Consider the following 19,702-nt stretch of genomic DNA (forward strand, 5'->3'; position numbering starts at 1 on the left):
CGCTTAACAGGCTTTCCGGCCTGTTCCACAAAGAGGAGATTTTCTTGTGGAACAGGCCGGAAAGCCTGTTCATAAAATGCTTATTGACAATGGTGCAACATCTCAGTTTAATCGGATTGTACAAAGCGTAGAATAGAGATATCTCTGTTAATCTGGGTTGCTCTATTATTCTCTAAATTATTCATGAGCTACGTATTCGGCATCGACGGTGGCGGCACTAAAACTATCTGCCTTTTAATGGACGACAACCACCTTGTTTTAGGACGGGGTGAAGCAGGGCCGTCAAATTATCAAACCCTGGGAATTGAGACAGCAAAACAATCCATCCAATTGGCGATCGAACGAGCAGTTCTGTCCGCTCAGGTCGAGACGAATAGCAATCTCAACATAGAAGCAATTGGTCTGGGACTAGCAGGCGTCGGGCGTCCAAAAGATCGTGAAATAGTGCAATTTGTAGTGCAGAACTTGCAGTTGACGAATACTTTACCAGTAACCCGATCATTCCTCCCCAGGAATATCGTAATTTGCAGCGACTGCGCGATCGCACTTGCTGGCGGTACAGGGCATCCAGTGGGTATCGCCGTTATTTCAGGAACCGGTTCGATTGTTTTTGGGCAAAACCGTCAAGGGAAAACTAAACGAGTCGGCGGTTGGGGATACATTTTAGGCGATGAAGGCAGCGGATATAACATCGCTCTTCAGGGTTTGCAAGCTGCTTTGAAGTTCTATGACGGACGCGAAGATTTTACCGTGCTTGCGGAAAAATTTCAAAAGCATTTAGGCCTCACTAACCTAGAAGAATTGGTAGAAGTCGTTTACGGGCGCGGTTGGGGAGTCAAAGAAATTGCAGCTTTAGCGCCGATTGTCGATCAAGCCGCAGCAGAGGGCGATCCCGTCGCTGACTGCATTATCAATACTGCTGTGGCAGAATTAACCTATTCAACAAAAATAGCCATTTCAGCGCTATTTAACCAAACAGAAGAGTTTGAAATAGTTATCGTAGGAGGTGTGTGGGGCGGCGAGGCAAATTGCCGGGGTCGGTTTGAAGCGGCCATAAGTGCGATCGCCCCAAAAGCTCAGGTTATTTCGCCCCGATACGAACCAGCTTTCGGTGCTGGATTGTTAGCCTTAAACGCTCTCAACAATTAATTGTGGACTGTTGACTGCTGACTGTTGACTGCTGACTGTTGACTGTTGACTGTTGACTGTTGACTGTTGACTGTTGACTGTTGACTGTTGACTGTTGACTATCTTCCTTATCTTCCCGATCGCCCCTGTCTTGCCGATTTTCTCGATTTTTCACAATTTTCAACTTCTGGATTATCGACCTTATCTTCCCAACTTGTAGAATTCCAGTCTGCCATAATCAAAACATCAGATGAAGGCGAAACGAGAAACAAATTTAGCAGTAGTGCGTTCCTAAGTAAACCAAAACCGAAGCAAGGAGACAATTTATATGATTACTTCTCAAAAATGGCGTTCAGCAACAGCAGCAATCCTCGCACTGGGCATTACAGTGGGAACCAGCGCCCCGCTCGTGGTAGCTACTCCCGCAGAAGCTCAACAACGAATTTCCCAATTTAATAGCATCACAATTCCATCGGGCAGTGTAATTCCAGTTAGCTATGAAAAAGACAAAATAGTTGTCACCCGCGAAGAAACTGCACCTTTAACTTTAACAGTAGCGCGAGACATCCGCACACCTCAAGGCAGAGTATTAATCCCCGCAGGCAGCCAGATTGTCGGGGCATTGCAACCTGTCAGAAGGGGCAATCAAAGTGGTACTCAATTTGTTGCCAGAGAGTTAATTATCAGCCGCCGCCAACGCTATCGGATTGATGGCTATTCGGGAATTATTACCCGAACCGAAAGAGTCCAAAAAGGTGCTGGCGCAGGTTCAGTAGGGCAAGGTGCAGCATTGGGTGCAGCAGCAGCAGCAGCGCTAGCAGGCATTACCGGCGACAAAGCGATCGCGACTGAAGAAGTATTAGGAGGCGCTGGGATCGGCGCTTTAGCTGGAGTCTTGTTGGGGCGGCGCAGCGTTGACGTGCTCGTGATTCGCCCGGAACAAGATTTGGCAGTGAGATTGCGATCGGACATCGTACTCCGCTAATATTGGAATCTTCGGATTAATTATTTGCAGTAAAACATTGTCGATCGCTAACTTGTGGTCTCCCGATAATTGGCTAGGCATACTATTAAGGTTGTGCCTAGCCATGTTTGTTGGCGGAATTATTGGATGGGAGCGCCAACTCCGGCACAAACCAGCGGGATTGAGAACTCATATGCTAGTTAGTATGGGTTCTGCACTGTTTGTTTTAATACCGCTGGCAATGGGTAAAAATGAAAACGGAGGAGATGCTGTAGCGCGCGTAATCCAAGGCATTGCTGCCGGGATTGGGTTTTTGGGAGGTGGAGAAATCCTGCGACAAAATCAACAGGAAAGAGGCAAACCGGAAGTTCACGGGCTTACCTCGGCCGCAGCTATTTGGGTATCCGCAGCTTTAGGAACTGCCGCAGGATGCGGGTTGTGGCAACTGGCATTAATTGGCGCTTTAATGTCGCTGTTTGTTCTGAGAGTAATTAAAGAGTTAGAGCGTCGCCGTCCTAGGAAATAGTCTTATTGAGTATATAAAACTTGGTAAAATAACCGTTACAACGTTGGTAGTGATGCCGGAAGTCAGAGTTCATTTTATGAAGATAAAATTCCTCACTACGAACAAATTTGATAACGGTTAATCTAGGATAAATAATATTAGTTGTTTCCCAGCAATTCGAGTTGATCACATATCATGAATTGTGAGTTCTCCTCCCCGCCACACCTGTCCAGGTAGTGAAAAAGTGGCTCAAACGCTTGAATTTTCTGCTTCGGGCGATAGATGAATATTGTTAATGGGAGAGATAATTAATATCAAATCCGGTAGCATGGGAATTAATGTTACCCACAGTCAGGACACGGCACTGCCGTGTCCTCCATATCATAAGGAGTGCAACCGGAATTGATATAACAAGAAATAACCTTTCAATAATAATGCTCAACGGTTAGTCAGCAAACAGGGTGATAACTATGGTCATCCCAGCCTTGCCTTTGAGGAGTCAAGTCCTGACTACAAACTTAAACATTTATTGTAAAAAATATTTAAATTTGAGTTTACTTGCTTACTACCGAGTGAACCCAGATAGCAATTTTTGTCAAATTAATTAGTATATAACTTAGTTAAATTCATTATTAAATAAGCGTTTTTTTGTAATCGATTAATATCTATTTTTGCAAATAGCCCATGAATGAATAAAGCTAGTTAATTCGTTTCGGGAAAACTTGGCATTTTTATCAATTCCAAAGACTCTTGCCTGACGCGACCCGCCATCGCAGCTAACTGCAAGCTCATAAAAGCATTCAAATCTTCCAAATCACACTTGGCTGAGGAAAAAATCTTCTGCATTTCATTTTCCGCTTCCAAACTCAGATATCCAGCGGCAATAGCTTGTTTTACAACTTCACGAATCTGCATGGTAGAAATGTCCCTCACTAAATTTTAACTAATCAAAAGCCAACTAATTACTAACAGGAAGTTTCGGAAGCCGTCTCGCCAAAAATTTCAAATTTTTTCAGCTCGCGAGACTCTTGTTTCACTCCTCCGGACATAGCTGCTAGTTGCAAAGCCATAAAAGCATTTAAGTCTTCCAAGTCATACTGGGTGGTCGTTAACATCCGCCGCAGTTGATTTTCGGCTTCAAGGGTTAGATAGCCTAGAGTCAGAGCTTGGTGGGCGAGATCGCGAATTAGTACCATAACACTTCGGGATTTTATTGGTTCAAGCCTCAGTATCAACTGTTTTCACAGAATCAGCAGTGACGGCTATTGCTCGATAGGTGTGACATTGTTACGGGCCACTCGTGACAGCCGGAGTCGCAGAGTGTGACTAAGTATTTGCACGGTTGTGACGGCGATCACGCGGGGGATGCCAGAGGAGGAGCGTCCGAGTGGGGAGTCGGAGAGTGTCCGGGTGTCTGGGTGGGGGAGTCGGAGAGTGTCCGAGTGGGGGAGTCGGAGAGTGGGAGCATTTTTCTTCTTCCCTGGGACTAATGACTAATGACTACTGCCTTCTACCTTCAGAAGACGCTCAACGTCTATAATCAGCAAGTTAAATATTTACGGCAAGACATATGGAACTAGCTCATAAAGATTTGCTACAACAAATAGCCCGACTATCGGAAACTTATGCTAATTTGGCCGATCGCCTGTCTCAAGCAGCAAAACAACTGCAAGACTCCGGTCTTCCTCCCTCTGACAGCTTGCTGCAAGAAGTAGCCGCCTACAGCCGCAACTTTGCTGCAGTCCAAAAACAAGCTCTCGAACTCAACAAATCCGCGATCGCACCGGGGGAAATTGCTTCCCTCAAAGACATTCAAAACTTAGTCGAGACTGCCGCAGCTTCTGAAGGTAAAGCAGAAATTCGCGATGCAGCATTGAAAGTGATCGATCGAGTATTGGCGATCGCCCACCGCGAACAAAGCGACTTCGCACCCTTACAATCAGTTCATGCCAAAGCCCGCGAACTGCAACGCGCGATTTCCGAATCAACCCCAACTCAACTGCATTCTGACGCAGAATCCTTAGTCAGCGGCAAACACCCAGTTTCAGCAGTGCTCGCCCTGGTGGAACAGCAAGACAAATTAGATGACGAACAGTGGGTAATTCTCGAAGAAACAGTCAGCGCCGCTTTTGGCAAACAAATAGCCGTAGCCATATCCAGAGGCAAATTAACTATTGCTGAGATGGTAAAAGCAGCACCTGCAAAAGTCGAACCAGCATTTAAAGCAGCGCCAGAACAAAAAATCAGCGCCGAACCTTTGCCAGAAGTGATTGTCATCCCGTCAGGAAATGTTGCACCGAAACAAGTTACAGTTGCGCCACAGATCCAGATTTTGGAATCCCCCGCACCTTCTGTCCCCATGCACGAGGTAATTATTGTTCCCAGCGTGGAAGTACCTCAGTCTCTTCAGACAACCGGTTCGGGGAACATTGTTTTTGGGGCACCCCGGAACATTCAACCAACGGTGGCAGCAGAGGGCGGTTTGGGAATCAAAGTTTTGGTGCACATTCAGGGAATTGGCGATCGAACTTTCGGTTCTCAAGAATACGCGGGTTCTAAGGGTCAAGGGCGGCGCGTCGAAGGATTTGCGATTAATATCGATCCGCCAATTCCCGGCTTAAATGTCGAGTACATGGCTCACGTCGAAGGTGTTGGCGATACTCCTTGGCTTAGCGAAGGAGAATTGGCAGGTTTTCGGGGTCAAGCGAAACGAATTGAGGGATTTGCGGTGCGGTTGAGCGGGCCGCAAGCTGATAATTACGACGTATTTTATAGCGCTCACATTCAGAATATCGGCGACACCGATGTGTCCTCCAACGGCGAATATTGCGGCACTCGCGGCAAAGCTTTGAGAATCGAGGGCATCAAAGTTTGGATCGCGCAGTCTGCGAGTTCCCAAGTTGTGGCGCCTGTGGGTTTAAAAGTGTTGGCGCATATTCAAGGAATTGGCGATCGAACTTTTAGCGATCGAGAATATGCAGGCACTCGCGCCAAAGGCCTCCGCGTGGAAGGATTTCAAATTAAAATAGAACCTCCCGTGCCAGGTTTAAATTTGCAGTACATGGCTCACGTTGAAGGAGTTGGCGATACTGCTTGGATCTCGGAAGGGGAGTTAGCTGGATTCCGGGGCAAAGCCAAGCGGATTGAGGGATTTGCCGCGCGGCTGACAGGGCCACAAGCTGATAAATACGACGTATTTTACACAGCTCACATTCAGAATGTAGGCGATACTCCTGTTACTACTAACGGTCAATATTGCGGCACTCGCGGCAAAGGTTTGAGGGTTGAGGGGATGACGGTTTGGGTTGAGGCGAAAGCGTAAAAATTGAGAATGAATGGAAAATTGGTAGTTGCATTTTCCATTCATTTTGTGTTGTTATATCATGTCCGGTTGGTTCGTTTTTGTATAATGTGCGCTCTCCTAGGAGCAGGTTTTATAAACCATTTCCGCCAAAAACTAATAATCCCATAAACCCGCCCCCTCTCAACGGTAAACCTCAATGTACATTTGTTCCATTTGATAAAAGTCAAGGTTGATATAGGTTATTAGTTGTGGGGGGCGGGTGTATGAGATGCTCCCAAGCTTGCATTAACAAGCTTAGTATTCAATTGCCTGTCAGTTCTTTCATAAATCGGAGTAGAGCGAGAGCAAACAATGACACCAACAGTCTTAGGTATAGACATCAGTAAAAAAGACTTTCATGTCTGATTACTGAAAGAAAGTCGTCGTGCGACTCAACCCAAAAAGTTTACGAACAATACTCAGGGCTTTGAGAGTTTACATAACTGGCTGACACAACAAAGTGTAGTCGAACTCCATGCAAGCACATGGAAGCTACTAGCATTTAGGGGTAAGCTTGAGCAGAATTCCTTCATGGGGAAGGTTTTCAGGTTTCGATCCTAATTATTTGACTGCTACCCCTTGACAGGTAAAGACAGTATCTACCAAATAACGACAACAACCAAATCGGATTTTGTCGATCTGTTGTAGGGCGGGCGGGTTTATGTAGATTCTTTGTACTTATTAAATATTGTTGGTAAAACCGGCCGCTACCAGATAATGAAAGGAACAGAATTCGATTTTGTCGATCGCCAAACGGGAAGGCACTTGCTAGATGCCCTGTATGAAAAATTTGCCAAACCCCAACTGCACGATACTTTTAAACCCAATAACCCGTCTATTTACATTCGGCACGAGTCAGGGCAAGTTGTTGATGGAAATTATATCATAGAAAAAGTGTTTGAAGACTCTCGCACTGGTTTTTATGCTGAAAGTCGCGTTCCCATTTCTGGCAATAATCCGCCTGTTTTGGTGATTCGCGGATATGGTTCTTGGTATCCTTTTGAGCACGTTTTGGAAGATACGCCAGATGTATTTATGGCCAAACTAGAACGCCAGTTAAAATCCGCGCAAACTGCGGGTGCTATTGATTGGATAAAGCAGCAATTTCACAGCGGGAATCCGCCCGATGTCATCGGAGAAAGTTTGGGCGGCAAAGTTGCTCAGCAAATAGCCGCAAAATACCCGGATTATATTCGATCAACGGTAATTTTTAATTCTTTAGGCGTTTCGGAAAAGTTAGCTAAAACTTCCACGGCTAACAATGTTTTTCACTACTTTACTTTAGGCGAAAGGTATGCTTTCTGGGCAAATGAAGGCGATTATATACCGGGAACGATTTTTGTGATTTCCCAGAAAGGCAACAACTGTTGTTATAACATCGAAGAGGCGATCGTCCGAATGGCGCGTTTTGAAGGCAAGTTTCAGAAAAGACGAGCCCTGGTGGTAGTATTGGCTCAGTTGCTTTTGGTAAACAGACACAATGCGATCGTCCTGAACAAGAAAAAGCCGGTAGTCGTTCAGATCGATCGCACTCAATTGCAAATTTTCCGAAAAAAGCGCTTTGTTTAAACTCAGACAGAATTGCTTCAAGCCACAGATGGCTGGTTTTCTCGCGCTGCCACTGCCAGAAGCAGACAAAGTGCTGCGATCGCTTTTTCCCATTCTTGCTTTACAGCGGTGGGTTGAACTTCCTCAAAGGCGCTAACTAAACGAGGAATCGCTCGTTCTAATGCCTCTCTGGGAATTGATTTGTGCAGATCAACTAAACGAGTTAAACTTTCTTGATTCTTCAAAAAACCGACTACCCATTTCGTAGTATGATCGGGACTGTTAGGGACGTTTTTAATTCCTAGTTCTGTTTGCAACCAGTCGTAAAAAGGCGGAAGCTTTTGAGCTAAAACAGTTCCAGCAGTTAGCAAAGTTTCTTTGAGCAAACCACTATCCAGACTTCCCAAGATTTGATTGAATTCCGGTGAATCAAGCAAGCTGGTTAATGGCAGTGAAAGCAGGGCTTCTGAAGCGTCAGGGGATACATTTAAAGTCCGCGAAAATGTTTGCAGCATGGGAAAGTCTCTGGTAGGGATGACTTTTTTAGCCTAACAATCACGCGAATCAATGAATATGAGCTACCTCATATTAGCAAAATTGTAACATCTCGATCGCCAAACAAGCATCTAAATCTAGCTGTACATATCTGCGTAAATCTGTGTGCATCTGCGGTTAATAATTCTCTGTTAAAAATTCTACACAAATTCTCCCTTAGCAACCATCACCACCTTACCACCCACCAAAACTGCTATTTCCCCTTCATTTTGAACTGCTTGTAACAACAGCAAAGAACGTCGATCGATTTCATAACCCTGCTCAACTCTGACATCAATCTTTGCTAACCCATAATAAGCATATTCTACCAAATATCCAGCCAAACAGCCGTTAGCACTGCCAGTCGCCGGATCTTCTGGAATTCCTAATGAATGGGCAAAAACTCGCACGCTTAAATCATTAAGGTCGCTGTAGGTTTCTGGGCAAAATATCAAAATTTCTTTCGCTTCCATTGTATCAACTAGCTCAAAATATTTATCTAAGTTGACTTGAGCTTTTTTGAGCGAGGCGAGAGTTTTTAATGGGACAATTATAAACGGCACTCCCGTAGAAACTTCTTGAATAGGGAAGTTGGCATCAATTTCATCTGGTTCTAAATTCAAGACATTTGCCAGACTTGCGGCTGATAAAACTTGACCAAAACTAGGCGGGTTTTGTCGCATCCACACAATATCTGCCGATTCATTGTGATAATTAAAAGTAACTGGAATTTGACCGACGGCTAGATTGAGAATTACTCGATCGACCTTTTCGCGAATAATCTCTTGCTGCAACACAAACGCAGTTCCCAAAGTCGGATGACCGGCAAAGGGCAATTCCTTCTTGGGCGTGAATATCCGCACGTCATAGCCGCCATCTCGCGGATCGGGCGATCGAATAAACGTAGTTTCTGAATAATTAATTTCCCTCGCTATCAGCAGCATTTGGGCCTCAGATAGTTCGGCAACTCCCGCACCGCAAAATACAGCTAGCTGGTTGCCAGCATATTTTGACTCGGCAAACACGTCAACTATATAAAAATTCACATTTCCCTCGTTCAACAGTAGTTTGTGTAGCAGCGGTTTCAACCGCCGAGTATTTCTTGTTACCAGGCTCTGCCTGGTAACAGAGATCCAGAGGCTCCGCCTCGCTACTTCAAACAGCGAATTGCCTCCAACATTCCCCTGGCTTTATTGAGCGTTTCCTCATATTCCATATCCGGGTTAGAATCAGCCACCAAACCAGCGCCTGCTTGCACAGAAACCGAATGTTTATCGCCTCCTTGAGATCGAACAACCATAGTCCGAATTGCGATCGCACTATTCAATTGTCCCTCAAAATCATAATACCCATAAACCCCAGAATACGGCCCCCGGCGACAACCTTCCAACTCGTGCACAATCTCCATCGCCCGAATCTTCGGAGCACCGCTAACCGTACCCGCAGGAAAACCAGCTTTCAACAAATCCCAAGCTGTCTTATCCTCAGCCAATTCTCCCACCACATTGCTCACAATGTGCATCACATGAGAATAACGCTCAATTCCCATTAATTCGTCAACTTTTACAGTACCGTTTCGGCAAACTCTGCCTAAATCGTTCCTACCCAAATCAACTAACATGACGTGTTCCGCAATTTCCTTGGGATCTTGCAGCAATTCAGCAGCCAAAGCATCATCTTGTTCGGGGGTTTGACCCCGGCGGCGAGTGCCGGCAATCGGTCGCAAAGTTGCAATCTTTTTGCCATCAGCAGTATTTTCCGCCTTCACCATAATCTCGGGACTCGAACCGATAATCTGCCAATCTCCGAAATGAAAATAAGCCATGTACGGAGAAGGATTAATCAGACGCAAAGAGCGGTAAAGTGCAAAAGGATCGCCACTGTATTCAGATTCCAAACGCTGGGAAATAACTACTTGAAAAATATCTCCGGCTTTGATATAATCCTTAGCCTTTAAGACATTGGCACAATACTTTTCACGGGTAATATTGCTAGTATAAGCCAATTCTGTATTTCCGGTTGTGGAACGGGCATCTTGCCCGTTATTGGGAGGTGTCCATTCTATGAGAGTAGATTGCCGGGAAAGCGGCGATTGCAGCTTCTGAACTAACTTACCAACCCGATCGCACGCTTGCTGATAAGCCTCTGCCAAATCAACGCCAACCTCGCGCAAATCCGCATAGGCGACAGCCCAAATTTTCCGCTTCACCTGGTCGAAAATCAGCAAATTATCCACCTGCATCCACAATCCATCCGGCAAATCATTCTCGCTGGCTGGATGCACGGGAACTCGCGGTTCTATCCACTTAATTAACTCGTAACCCCAAAAACCGAATAGCCCGCCAATTCCCGGCGGTAACTGCGGCAATTTCACCGGTTGATAAGACTCCAAACATTCAGTTAAAGCTACAAACGGATCGCCCGTAAATACTTTTTCGGAACCGTCACGGTAAACTTGAGTTGTACGATCGCCCCTTGCCTCCAAAATCCACAACGGATCGCACCCTAAGAAACTATAACGCCCAAGTTTTTCCCCACCTTCCACCGACTCCAGCAGAAAACTGTAAGGTTGACCCGCACAAACCCGATACCACGCAGACACCGGCGTATCCAAATCAGCAACCCATTCTTGATACACGGGTACAAAATTGCCTTGTGTCGCCAGTTCCGAGAATTGTGAGAAATCGGGAAATATCATATACTAACTTCGCTATACAATCAATAAACAAAAGACGGAAACCAACATCCCTCCGGCGATCGATACTCGCCAACTGCCATCACCGCCATCGGCTTGAGGGCGCGCAGCCCCTCTTGCAAGCACCAGCGAAACAAACTTGCGTACCTCAGCGGCAAGTGAAAAGAAAGCGATTCTTCGGAACTGTACGCAGCAGCCCCCAACAGTAAAGCCTGCATATCGGCTTCAGTTTCCGCGATGCTGTGGCTCAAAGCCGACACCGCACAAGTATAAGCCACAATCCGACCTTGTTTACAAGCAACCCAAGGAGAATAGAAATTCAGGGCGTCTTCAATCTCCGAAGTTCGATCGCACCCGCACAGTTTTTCGCACAAAGCCGCACATTCACCAACATCCTCACTACTCATCGGGCGCACCTCAAACCCATGCGGAGGCTGGCTGCGAAACTTCCCTTCCATTAACACGAAAGGTTCCTTCACCTCAAAACCCAAAGAAGCGTACAGCGACAGCGACGCCATATTAAAAGATTCCTGAACCAAACGGATACCCACAGCGTCCTGTCCCCGTTCCAGCAAAGCTTTCATGATTTCGCGCCCCGTGCCGCAGCCTTGAAAAGTTCGATCGACACTGACGGGCCCGATACCGCGAATCGGGTTGCGTTCGTCCATAAACCCGCACCCGACAACGGCACCAGAGCTCTCGGCTACTATGCCAAAAAACAACGGACTTTCGATCACAAGACCAATAATTTCAGTGGAAAACTCCAGCGTCGGAAAATCTGTAGGGAATTGATGGCGATCGGAAATACCTTTAAAAGCTTCATAATTAATGCCAGCGCAAACATCGATATCAGAAGGCTGCGCTCGCCTGATTGCGACATTCATTATTTAATGTAACGATTAACTTTTAATAAGATTTGAAGTTTGCAGTAGTATTTTGGCGCTGCGGGCTTAGCCTCCCGCGCCCGAATACTACTGCAAAAACAAGTTTACAAGCTGAGCCTTACAGGGAATATTACCTATGTTTTGCTCAGCCATGCAGTCACGATCTAAGGATCGAAAGTCTTCTTACCGGTAAACTTCAGCTTGGCCGGATTGGTATTGCTGCCAATATTGCGGTCAATCTTACCGTTGTAGGGACGACCTTCGTTCACCTTCTCAGGGAACACGCCATCCTTGGGATGCAGGTACTCAGTAGTACCGTCGGGAAACACGCGGTAAATTTTGTAGTTCGTGATTTTGAATTTAGCCCGCAGTTGCTGGCCGCCCAAAGCGATGCACTGCTCCTTCCGGGGCAGATGCAGCAAGTTGTCGCCTTGACGCATAATCGCAGCGCCACCAGTAGGCATTTCAAAAACCTGCTCCTTGGGGCTAGTCCAAGTGATAGCGTACTTCTCTTCAACTAGCGCCTTGGTCAGCAAGCCGCCTGTGCTGCCGCCGAAGATTGGGGGTTGTCCAGTAAGTTGTTCGGCCATAGATATATCCAAAGGATTTTTACGGCATCGTATCATCGAGACTGCACGCTGTTCTCGAAATTGTAAGGAAAATTAACAGTTTTTTGGCGATCGATCTTTTTTGATAATTGATAATTAGTAATTAATAATTCATAATTGGTAATTTCCACCAAAGTTAGAAAACAAAATTAGGCAGCACGAATCCCGAAAAAATAATCAAAAAAAAACAGCAATTATTCTGGTGCTTGTGGGGCACCAGAATAATCGCACATTCCCCCAATTTCCCCCCACATACGATCGCACAATTTACCGCGCCAACCCTAAGTCAAGAACCAATTAGGGTCATAGCCTCGCGGAATTTGGCTCAAAGCAGTCCAAGTTTCTCGATCGACAATCCCGTCGGCGTCAATCCCAAAGCTTTTTTGAAATGCGCGAACAGCTTTGTCCGTCAAAGTAGCAAAGTCGCCGTCAATTTTACCGCCATAATGCTGGGAACTTTTGAGAACTTCCTGAACAGTAGCGACTGCTTCGCCCGAACTGCCGAATTTGAGTACCGGCATATTAACTGGAGCTCCAGTATAAAGCGCCTGCCAAGTCAGCGGCCCGACAATTCCGTCCGGCGACAAGAAAACCCGAAACTGAAACAGTTTCACAGAAAAATCAACGGCTTTGTTAAAAATTCCTTTAGCAGGGTGCCGATAAAGTTGCAACTTGGTTAGCAGTTGTTCGAGTTCCAATACCGCTTTACCTTGGGAACCTAATTGTAGTTGTGGCTTTTTGGCCATAGGTTGAGTAGATTTCATCTGGGTTGTAGGTGACATAATCGATTTTGCTAACCTCTAGGTTGGAGTATTCTTATGGGAAAAAACTTTTTCCGGGCGAAACATTTGCATCATCAAGTTTTCACGAATCAACACTGGCGCCGGCAGTGCCTCAACAGATTCGATCGACTTTTACCATCTCAGGACTTGTACACGGAAGACTTATTCTCGGAATATCCCTACGTGTTCTGTAGCCCAACGCTAAATTTTGTTTAACAACTGGGTTTAAGACGGCCACCGCGTCCTGAATCTGCTTTGATATTTTCTATCCTAAAGCTGAACACCGTCACGCCGCATCACCTGTAAGGCTGATGTAAGAGGGTGAGGGTTGAGGGTAAGACGGGGTGTAGCAGCGGAGGTGGCTTCTGCGGTGAAAACTTTTCTGTGCGATCCTGTATCGATCGATTAATTCGATCGATACTTGCGCGCTCAGACCCCCACAAACCCGGTTTTTTACAATATATTCCATGTAAATGTAGTACGGAGAAACCGGGTTTCTTGAACAGAATCAGTAAGGATGCGAGAACTGTAAAGAAACCGGGTTTCTGGGGTGTACTTCATAAACCTTGAATACGGTGTATAAATTGAGTCTAAACAGTGGGAATAGTAAAGTGAAATTCACTTCCTCTATCTTTTCCTGCGGAATCTACCCAAATTTTACCGCCCCAACCGGCAACAATCTGTTTGCAAATTGCCAATCCCAAACCGGTACCGCCGGCGCTGCGGCGCAAAGCTCCTTCTTCTTGATAAAATCGATCGAACACTACTTTTAAACTATTCGCCTCTATTCCCCTCCCCGTATCGGCTACGAGCACTTCCACCATCCGAGAACCGTTGCATTTCGCTCGCACTGTCACGCTTCCCTGGGGTGTGGTGAATTTGCAAGCGTTGTCTAGCAGTTTGGAGAGCACCTCCACCAACCACTCTCCGTCAGCTTGCACTAAAGGCAATTCTGCGGACACCTCGGCGATAATTTCCGGTAACTGTTGATCGACTGTGCGCGATCGCACGCTGCTGAGGGCTAAATCAACGCATTCTTGCAGCGTCAGCGATTCTACATTCCACTGGACTCGCCCGCTTTCTAAGTGAGAAAGAGTTAAGAAATCCTGCACGAGTTTCCGCATTCTATCGGCATCGCCGAGGGCAGTTTCTAACATGATTTGCCGCAATTCTGCGGGCATATCTGGTTCGGAGTTCAAACTTTCCAAACACACTTGAATCGTAGAAAGTGGAGTGCGAAGTTCGTGTCCGGTGATGGCAATTAGATTGCTACGAGTGCGGTCTAATGCTTCTAATTGTTGGTTGAGTTCTTCTAAATGAGCGTAGGTTTCTGCTTGAATTAAGGCGGCTCCGAGTTGGGTGGCGATCGCCTCTACTAAAGCAATTTCGTCTTCTTCCCAAGCCAAAGTCGATCGACACTGGTGCATTTCCACCATTCCCAAAACCCGCCCCTGATAAAGCACTGGCACCATTAACCAAGAGACAATTTGCCAATTTTTTACAGCTTTTCCCAGGAATTTTGTATTGACAATCAGCGGGTGTTGTGATGTGTCTTGGATGTAAACTCGCTCTTGCCGCGCCACCGCGTCGCTCCATATTTGATTTTCCTGCAACAGCCAAGTCTGATCCAGCATGGAACTAGCGCCCGGACGCAAAAACTCGCGATCGATTTTGACCGCCACATCTGCGGCCTTGCAGCGATAAATCAAACATCGGCTTGCTGACAGGGCTGTTCCCAGTTCATGCACTGCGACTTCGACGATTTCTTGCGGGTTGAGAGACTGCCGCATTGCCGTTGTAATTAAATTTACGAGGCGTTCTTTGCGTTCCTGGGCGGCAATGGCGCTGTATGCTTTGAGCAGTTTGTGCTGGCCTGCTTGCAAGTAGGTTACTAAGCGTTCTGTAAAAGCGTCGCTCAATTTGGGATTGGGAATTTTTGAGTTTTTTCTCGTACTTATGTCGGGTTTGGCGGCTTTGGAAGTGGCGGATTTCCTCGTTTTTTTCGGTGTTTTGAGCTTGTAAGTAGTTCGCGCTCGATCGATCTTTTCGGCCAATTCCGGGCGATAAGTGACAATTCTATCGAGCAACAATGCGGCTGCTTTGGAGCTTACCTCGCGATCGAACGTCCAAATTCCTTCAAATCTGCGAGCTTGATCCATCAACAGTGGCCCGCGATCGTCCTGGTTGTCGATCGGCACAATTTTTTCTTGACAAATCAGGCAAGTTGAGTAGTGTTCCCCCAGTACCACTAAGTGCCACTCTTTACTTAATCCGTCCTCCGGTGCAAACGCCACAGTTTCGTGACACTCCGAAGAATTTTTAAACTCAGTTTCCGGTGCTGCCAGCACGTATACCTGAGAGGATCGTGAGGCAATTCGCCGGTAGCGGTGAGCTTCCTGGCGGTAGAAGCGCTCTCGCTGAAAGCTGGCAATCACTAGCGGTTCGTCGTCGGAACCCGCCAAAACTAAGTCTTCCATCGCGTGAGACAAGGCTGTCATGGAAGATTTGAAATAAATTTGTGCCCGCAGTTGGGGCAAAGCATGCAGAAGTTCTGCCAGTAGCGAAATAGGGACGATCATCTAGCCTTAAACGTGCATTTTTGCCGATGACAAAACAGGATCGATAGGAGGTTTAGAGCGATCCTTCTTCAGTATCTAATAGATTTACAGCACTTGGTAAGTAAAGTACAAAAAAATTGGTTTCGCTCTCCTGGGGTACCCCGGTGTTGGCCCAAATTCGCTCCGCCGTGCCCGCCCAGATTCCTAGTTTCCCTGTACTTGAGTGTCAAACTATCCTCGCTCTATTGGATATCAGTGCCATAATTATCGCTTTTTGGCGATCGATCTGGTTAATCGGTAATTAAACTTTAAAAAAGCGCAAAAAATTAGCCATTAGTTAAAAACTAACGACCAATTATTTTGACGACCGATCCCAAGAAACCCAGTTTTTACCCACAATCTATGAATAAACCGGGTTTCTGACACCTAACGTGTAAGTCCTATATTTTTTTGAGGCATCGCGCCTGAGTATAAATGCTGCGGCTGTGGTTTGATCAGGCTAGTTCGCCCCCTTCGTCGTTGCCGCCCGGAGATGATTTGTAGAGAGCATCTAATTGTTCGCGGGCGTCTTGGACAGTCAGCGAACGCATCACTAACAGTGGCTCATTGACTATGTTCCCTTGTTCATCTAAAAGTTCTGGATGCGGTACAGATTGAGAACCCGGATAGGATGGGTGGCGATTATTTGCCCTGAATTGTTGAGGACGCTGGGACTCCATACCTACGGTGACGAGACTGCGGATTAAGTTACCGACTGCCAGAAAGGCAAGAACGGTAAAAGCTAAAATATAAAGCAGGTGCAACATTATCTTCTCCTCCGGGCTAAACAGCCACACAGCAATTTACAAATGTGTTTCAGCAAGTATTGACACTCCCGGCCGTAAACGCGGGGATTCTTGGTTCACTGACATACCTTTAAACTATTCATCCCTTTGGCAATATTTAAACCAAAAACCCGTCCAATTGAACGAAGCTTCGAGCCTAATTTGAATAGTCCCAGAGGGCTTGTCTCCCCAAGCGTTAAGGGCTCATTCCCTTTGTTCCCGTATGCCCTTGGCGTACATCTAACTACTAAGATTTTGAGTTTTCTGGTATGGGTGCGCGATGGCTACCCTAGCTATGTTTTTGTGGTTTTCGCCACCCACGAGACATTATTGTTTCCTAGCCAGTCATTTTGGGGTTGGTTATCCATTCGATGCTCGCGGTTATTCTACCTGTATCTATTTGTAGTATAGGGTACTATTTGGGAAACTTATAGAACTTTTTGGAAATAAAGCCTTCCTAAAAGGACGGGATTTAAAACCCAATTTTCTGATAACTTATTAACTGGAAATCTGTTTGAGGTTGTCAAGTGGGCCGCCACATTTCCCAATGTTGGGGATTTGACTGCAAATTTAACTTGAACTCGCTTCCTTATTTTCCAGGGGGAGCTGACTGCAATGAGCGAAAGCGCGCCGATACTTGCCAGCATTCGGCGAGCAGTCTGTGCCACGGCATCAGTGCTGCTGTTTCAATCCCAACTTGACCTCCGGTTGCTTGAAATAGAGCTTTAGCCGCGCCTACTTCTTGCTGAGCCTGTTTGACTCGCGCCAGCAAGTCAGATTGATCTTCGTCGCTGAGAAAGGGAATTTCCTCAGTTTCTAAGAGGTTTGCCGATCGATCGAACCAGTAATTGAAATCCTCTAACAGCGGTTCCAGTAACGCTTTGAGCAATTCTGGCTCGGGCAAGTTGGAATTAAGCATGGATTAAAAGTGGGTTATTTATCTATTATAGTCTTAGACGGTCTTTACAAATTGTAACATATTTTTAACAAAAATTCCATAATTTAATAACAATTAGCCGGTGGGTGTGAATAAATTTAACTGTGCCAGCAGCGATTTTGGAGTGGAAATCCCCAAATTGTGCAATATCGGCTCAGACTCGCTAGCAATAGCTCATAGCAGAAGGAAGTTCGGCAAGGGATTCGCTTTCTTCGGATGTAACTCACATCTTGCACCATTCTCAATTACTTCTTTAGGAACAGGCTTTTCGGCCTGTTCCACAAGAAAACTCATTCTTTGTGGAACGGGCCGGAGAGCCCGTTCTTGACAATGGTGCAACATCTGAGATGTAACGGATGTAACGGATGAAAGGAAAAAGAAAGAAGCAAGAAAAAAACTATGCCCAATGGCCAATGCCCAATGCCCAATGCCCAGAATGACCTAATTTCTCGGAGTGTCCCCCAGTCGGAAGTCGGCGCTTGCTGTCCCAATCTGAGTAAGATAGAAGCAACTGCAACTAAATTAATTGCTAATTCAGCCGATGTCTAGCTCAGAATCCATGTCCGCTCCAGAAGAGTCCGTTAAGATTGAGTTGCCCCGCACCAGTGAGTCGGAGGCACTAAAAAAAATTCGCCACACCACCTCCCACGTTATGGCGATGGCGGTGCAGAAGTTATTTCCCAAGGCGCAAGTGACCATCGGCCCTTGGATTGAAAACGGTTTCTATTATGACTTTGACACTCCCGAACCTTTTACGGAACAGGATTTAAAAGCCATTAAAAAAGAGATGATCAAAATCATCAACCGTAAATTGCCTGTAATTCGGGAAGAAGTCAGCCGCGAGGAAGCGGAACGCAGAATTAAGGAGATTAATGAACCTTACAAATTAGAAATTTTAGAAGGTTTGAGCGAACCAATTACTCTTTACCATGTGGGGGAGGAATGGTGGGATTTGTGCGCCGGGCCTCACTTGGATAATACCAGTGAGTTGAATCCAAAGGCGATCGAGCTAGAAAGCCTAGCAGGCGCTTACTGGCGCGGCGACGAAACCAAAGCTCAGTTACAGCGCATTTACGGCACTGCTTGGGAAACTCCCGAACAATTAGCAGCATACAAACACCGCAAAGAAGAAGCCTTAAGGCGCGATCACCGTAAATTAGGCAAAGAATTAGGCTTGTTTATCTTTGCCGATCCGGTGGGCCCTGGTTTGCCTTTGTGGACGCCGAAAGGCACTGTTTTGAGAAGTATTTTAGAAGATTACTTGAAACAAGAACAAATCAAGCGCGGTTATTTGCAAGTTGTGACTCCCCACATTGCCAGAGTCGATTTGTTCAAAATTTCCGGCCACTGGCAGAAATACAAAGAAGATATGTTTCCGCTGATGGCCGAAGATGAGGAAGCGGCAGCAAACGAACAGGGTTTTGTGATGAAACCAATGAACTGCCCTTTTCACATTCAAATTTACAAAAGCGAATTGCGTTCCTATCGAGAATTGCCCATGCGCTTAGCGGAATTTGGCACAGTTTACCGCTACGAACAATCGGGAGAATTGGGCGGTTTAACGCGGGTGCGCGGCTTTACGGTGGATGATTCCCACTTATTTGTCACGCCGGAACAGTTGGATGCTGAATTCTTGAATGTGGTGGATTTGATTCTGTCAGTCTTCAAGAGTCTGCAACTGAAAAACTTTAAGGCGCGTTTGAGTTTCCGCGATCCGAACAATTTAGAGAAATACATCGGTTCCGATGAAGCTTGGGAAAAGGCTCAAGGTGCAATCCGCCGCGCGGTGGAAACTTTGGGAATGAATTATTTTGAGGGAATCGGGGAGGCGGCTTTTTACGGGCCGAAACTCGATTTCATTTTCCAAGATGTTTTGGATAGAGAATGGCAGCTAGGAACTGTTCAGGTAGATTACAATTTGCCCGAACGTTTTGATTTGGAATACGTCGCTGAAGACGGCACTCGCAAGCGCCCGGTGATGATTCACCGTGCTCCTTTCGGTTCTTTGGAACGCTTAATCGGGATTTTGATCGAGCAGTATGCAGGGGATTTTCCGCTGTGGTTGGCGCCGATTCAGGTGCGGTTGTTGCCTGTCAGCGCCGAGTTTTTGCCGTTTGCGAAGGAAGTGGCGGCGAAGATGAAAATGCTCGGAATGCGCGCTGAAGCTGATGAGAATAGCGAGCGTTTGGGCAAGTTGATTCGCAATGCTGAGAAGGATAAAATTCCGGTGATGGGTGTTGTGGGTGCGAAGGAAGTTGAGGCGAATAGTTTGAATATTCGGACTCGGGCTTCTGGGGAGTTGGGGGCGATTTCGGTTGATGAAGTGATTAGGAGGTTGCAGGCGGCTATTAGTAGTTACGGCGATTTTTAGATATTGCAAAATTCCACCCTG

Annotated in this window: 19 protein-coding genes; 7 read left to right on the forward strand and 12 right to left on the reverse strand. The window is 46.3% G+C overall.

Going from position 1 to position 19,702, the window contains the following annotated elements; genetic code table 11:
• The first annotated feature begins 183 nt into the window (after positions 1 to 183).
• Positions 184 to 1,149 (forward strand): BadF/BadG/BcrA/BcrD ATPase family protein, encoded by a 966-nt coding sequence (locus tag QUA70_RS15060; protein ID WP_333348168.1) that lies wholly within the window; start codon positions 184 to 186, stop codon positions 1,147 to 1,149.
• Here QUA70_RS15060 and QUA70_RS15065 read toward each other — a convergent pair.
• A complete protein-coding gene (locus QUA70_RS15065; protein ID WP_333348165.1) occupies positions 1,139 to 1,303 on the reverse strand; it encodes a hypothetical protein in 165 nt (54 codons plus the stop codon). The genes QUA70_RS15060 and QUA70_RS15065 overlap by 11 nt on opposite strands.
• Before the next feature lie 153 nt (positions 1,304 to 1,456).
• On the opposite strand from QUA70_RS15065, the gene QUA70_RS15070 reads away from it, so the two are divergent.
• Positions 1,457 to 2,113 (forward strand): hypothetical protein, encoded by a 657-nt coding sequence (locus QUA70_RS15070; protein ID WP_333348163.1) that lies wholly within the window; start codon positions 1,457 to 1,459, stop codon positions 2,111 to 2,113.
• Between the two features lie 103 nt (positions 2,114 to 2,216).
• Complete coding sequence (locus QUA70_RS15075) at positions 2,217 to 2,618, forward strand: MgtC/SapB family protein (protein WP_333348160.1); 402 nt, start codon at positions 2,217 to 2,219, stop codon at positions 2,616 to 2,618.
• A gap of 681 nt (positions 2,619 to 3,299) precedes the next feature.
• On the opposite strand, the gene QUA70_RS15080 is transcribed toward QUA70_RS15075, so the two are convergent.
• Both QUA70_RS15080 and QUA70_RS15085 read right to left on the reverse strand, forming a co-directional pair.
• Entirely contained in the window at positions 3,300 to 3,512 is a 213-nt protein-coding gene (locus tag QUA70_RS15080) for a hypothetical protein (RefSeq protein ID WP_333076781.1), read from the reverse strand.
• A gap of 50 nt (positions 3,513 to 3,562) precedes the next feature.
• Positions 3,563 to 3,793 (reverse strand): hypothetical protein, encoded by a 231-nt coding sequence (locus tag QUA70_RS15085; RefSeq protein ID WP_333324015.1) that lies wholly within the window; start codon positions 3,791 to 3,793, stop codon positions 3,563 to 3,565.
• A 374-nt stretch (positions 3,794 to 4,167) separates the two neighbouring features.
• On the opposite strand from QUA70_RS15085, the gene QUA70_RS15090 reads away from it, so the two are divergent.
• Together QUA70_RS15090 and QUA70_RS15095 are read left to right on the forward strand one after the other, a co-directional pair.
• Positions 4,168 to 5,919: a hypothetical protein gene (locus tag QUA70_RS15090; protein ID WP_333348157.1), complete on the forward strand. Its 1,752-nt coding sequence runs from the start codon at positions 4,168 to 4,170 to the stop codon at positions 5,917 to 5,919.
• Between the two features lie 738 nt (positions 5,920 to 6,657).
• Positions 6,658 to 7,509 (forward strand): hypothetical protein, encoded by an 852-nt coding sequence (locus QUA70_RS15095; RefSeq protein ID WP_333348155.1) that lies wholly within the window; start codon positions 6,658 to 6,660, stop codon positions 7,507 to 7,509.
• Between the two features lie 17 nt (positions 7,510 to 7,526).
• Here the strand turns inward: QUA70_RS15095 and QUA70_RS15100 are convergent, their stop codons facing one another.
• From QUA70_RS15100 to QUA70_RS15140, 9 genes are all read right to left on the reverse strand, one after another.
• The gene (locus tag QUA70_RS15100; protein WP_333348153.1) at positions 7,527 to 8,003 is read right to left on the reverse strand and encodes a hypothetical protein; all 477 of its coding nucleotides are present in this window, start codon (positions 8,001 to 8,003) and stop codon (positions 7,527 to 7,529) included.
• A 180-nt stretch (positions 8,004 to 8,183) separates the two neighbouring features.
• The gene (locus QUA70_RS15105; RefSeq protein ID WP_333348150.1) at positions 8,184 to 9,068 is read right to left on the reverse strand and encodes a PhzF family phenazine biosynthesis protein; all 885 of its coding nucleotides are present in this window, start codon (positions 9,066 to 9,068) and stop codon (positions 8,184 to 8,186) included.
• Positions 9,069 to 9,172: 104 nt separating this feature from the next.
• Positions 9,173 to 10,720 (reverse strand): anthranilate synthase component I, encoded by a 1,548-nt coding sequence (gene trpE, locus QUA70_RS15110; protein WP_333348147.1) that lies wholly within the window; start codon positions 10,718 to 10,720, stop codon positions 9,173 to 9,175.
• Between the two features lie 20 nt (positions 10,721 to 10,740).
• Positions 10,741 to 11,601, reverse strand: coding sequence for a GNAT family N-acetyltransferase (locus tag QUA70_RS15115; protein WP_333348144.1), 861 nt, complete (start codon positions 11,599 to 11,601; stop codon positions 10,741 to 10,743).
• A 164-nt stretch (positions 11,602 to 11,765) separates the two neighbouring features.
• Positions 11,766 to 12,191 (reverse strand): photosystem I reaction center subunit II PsaD, encoded by a 426-nt coding sequence (locus QUA70_RS15120; RefSeq protein WP_190737724.1) that lies wholly within the window; start codon positions 12,189 to 12,191, stop codon positions 11,766 to 11,768.
• A gap of 299 nt (positions 12,192 to 12,490) precedes the next feature.
• Entirely contained in the window at positions 12,491 to 12,991 is a 501-nt protein-coding gene (locus tag QUA70_RS15125) for a peptidoglycan-binding protein (RefSeq protein WP_333348140.1), read from the reverse strand.
• A gap of 590 nt (positions 12,992 to 13,581) precedes the next feature.
• Entirely contained in the window at positions 13,582 to 15,570 is a 1,989-nt protein-coding gene (locus tag QUA70_RS15130; protein WP_333348137.1) for a DICT sensory domain-containing protein, read from the reverse strand.
• Between the two features lie 473 nt (positions 15,571 to 16,043).
• The gene (locus QUA70_RS15135; RefSeq protein ID WP_333348134.1) at positions 16,044 to 16,355 is read right to left on the reverse strand and encodes a DUF2973 domain-containing protein; all 312 of its coding nucleotides are present in this window, start codon (positions 16,353 to 16,355) and stop codon (positions 16,044 to 16,046) included.
• A gap of 607 nt (positions 16,356 to 16,962) precedes the next feature.
• On the reverse strand, positions 16,963 to 17,292 hold the full coding sequence (locus QUA70_RS15140; RefSeq protein WP_333348131.1) for a DUF2605 domain-containing protein: 330 nt from the start codon (positions 17,290 to 17,292) through the stop codon (positions 16,963 to 16,965).
• Positions 17,293 to 17,730: 438 nt separating this feature from the next.
• On the opposite strand from QUA70_RS15140, the gene QUA70_RS15145 reads away from it, so the two are divergent.
• Positions 17,731 to 17,859, forward strand: coding sequence for a hypothetical protein (locus QUA70_RS15145; RefSeq protein WP_333348129.1), 129 nt, complete (start codon positions 17,731 to 17,733; stop codon positions 17,857 to 17,859).
• Positions 17,852 to 19,681 (forward strand): threonine--tRNA ligase, encoded by a 1,830-nt coding sequence (thrS, locus tag QUA70_RS15150; RefSeq protein WP_333348126.1) that lies wholly within the window; start codon positions 17,852 to 17,854, stop codon positions 19,679 to 19,681. Before QUA70_RS15145 ends, thrS begins: the two co-directional genes overlap by 8 nt.
• The last annotated feature ends 21 nt before the right edge of the window (positions 19,682 to 19,702 follow it).

Origin of the sequence: Microcoleus sp. LAD1_D5, from assembly GCF_036702115.1 — a bacterium.
Classification (GTDB): domain Bacteria; phylum Cyanobacteriota; class Cyanobacteriia; order Cyanobacteriales; family Microcoleaceae; genus Microcoleus.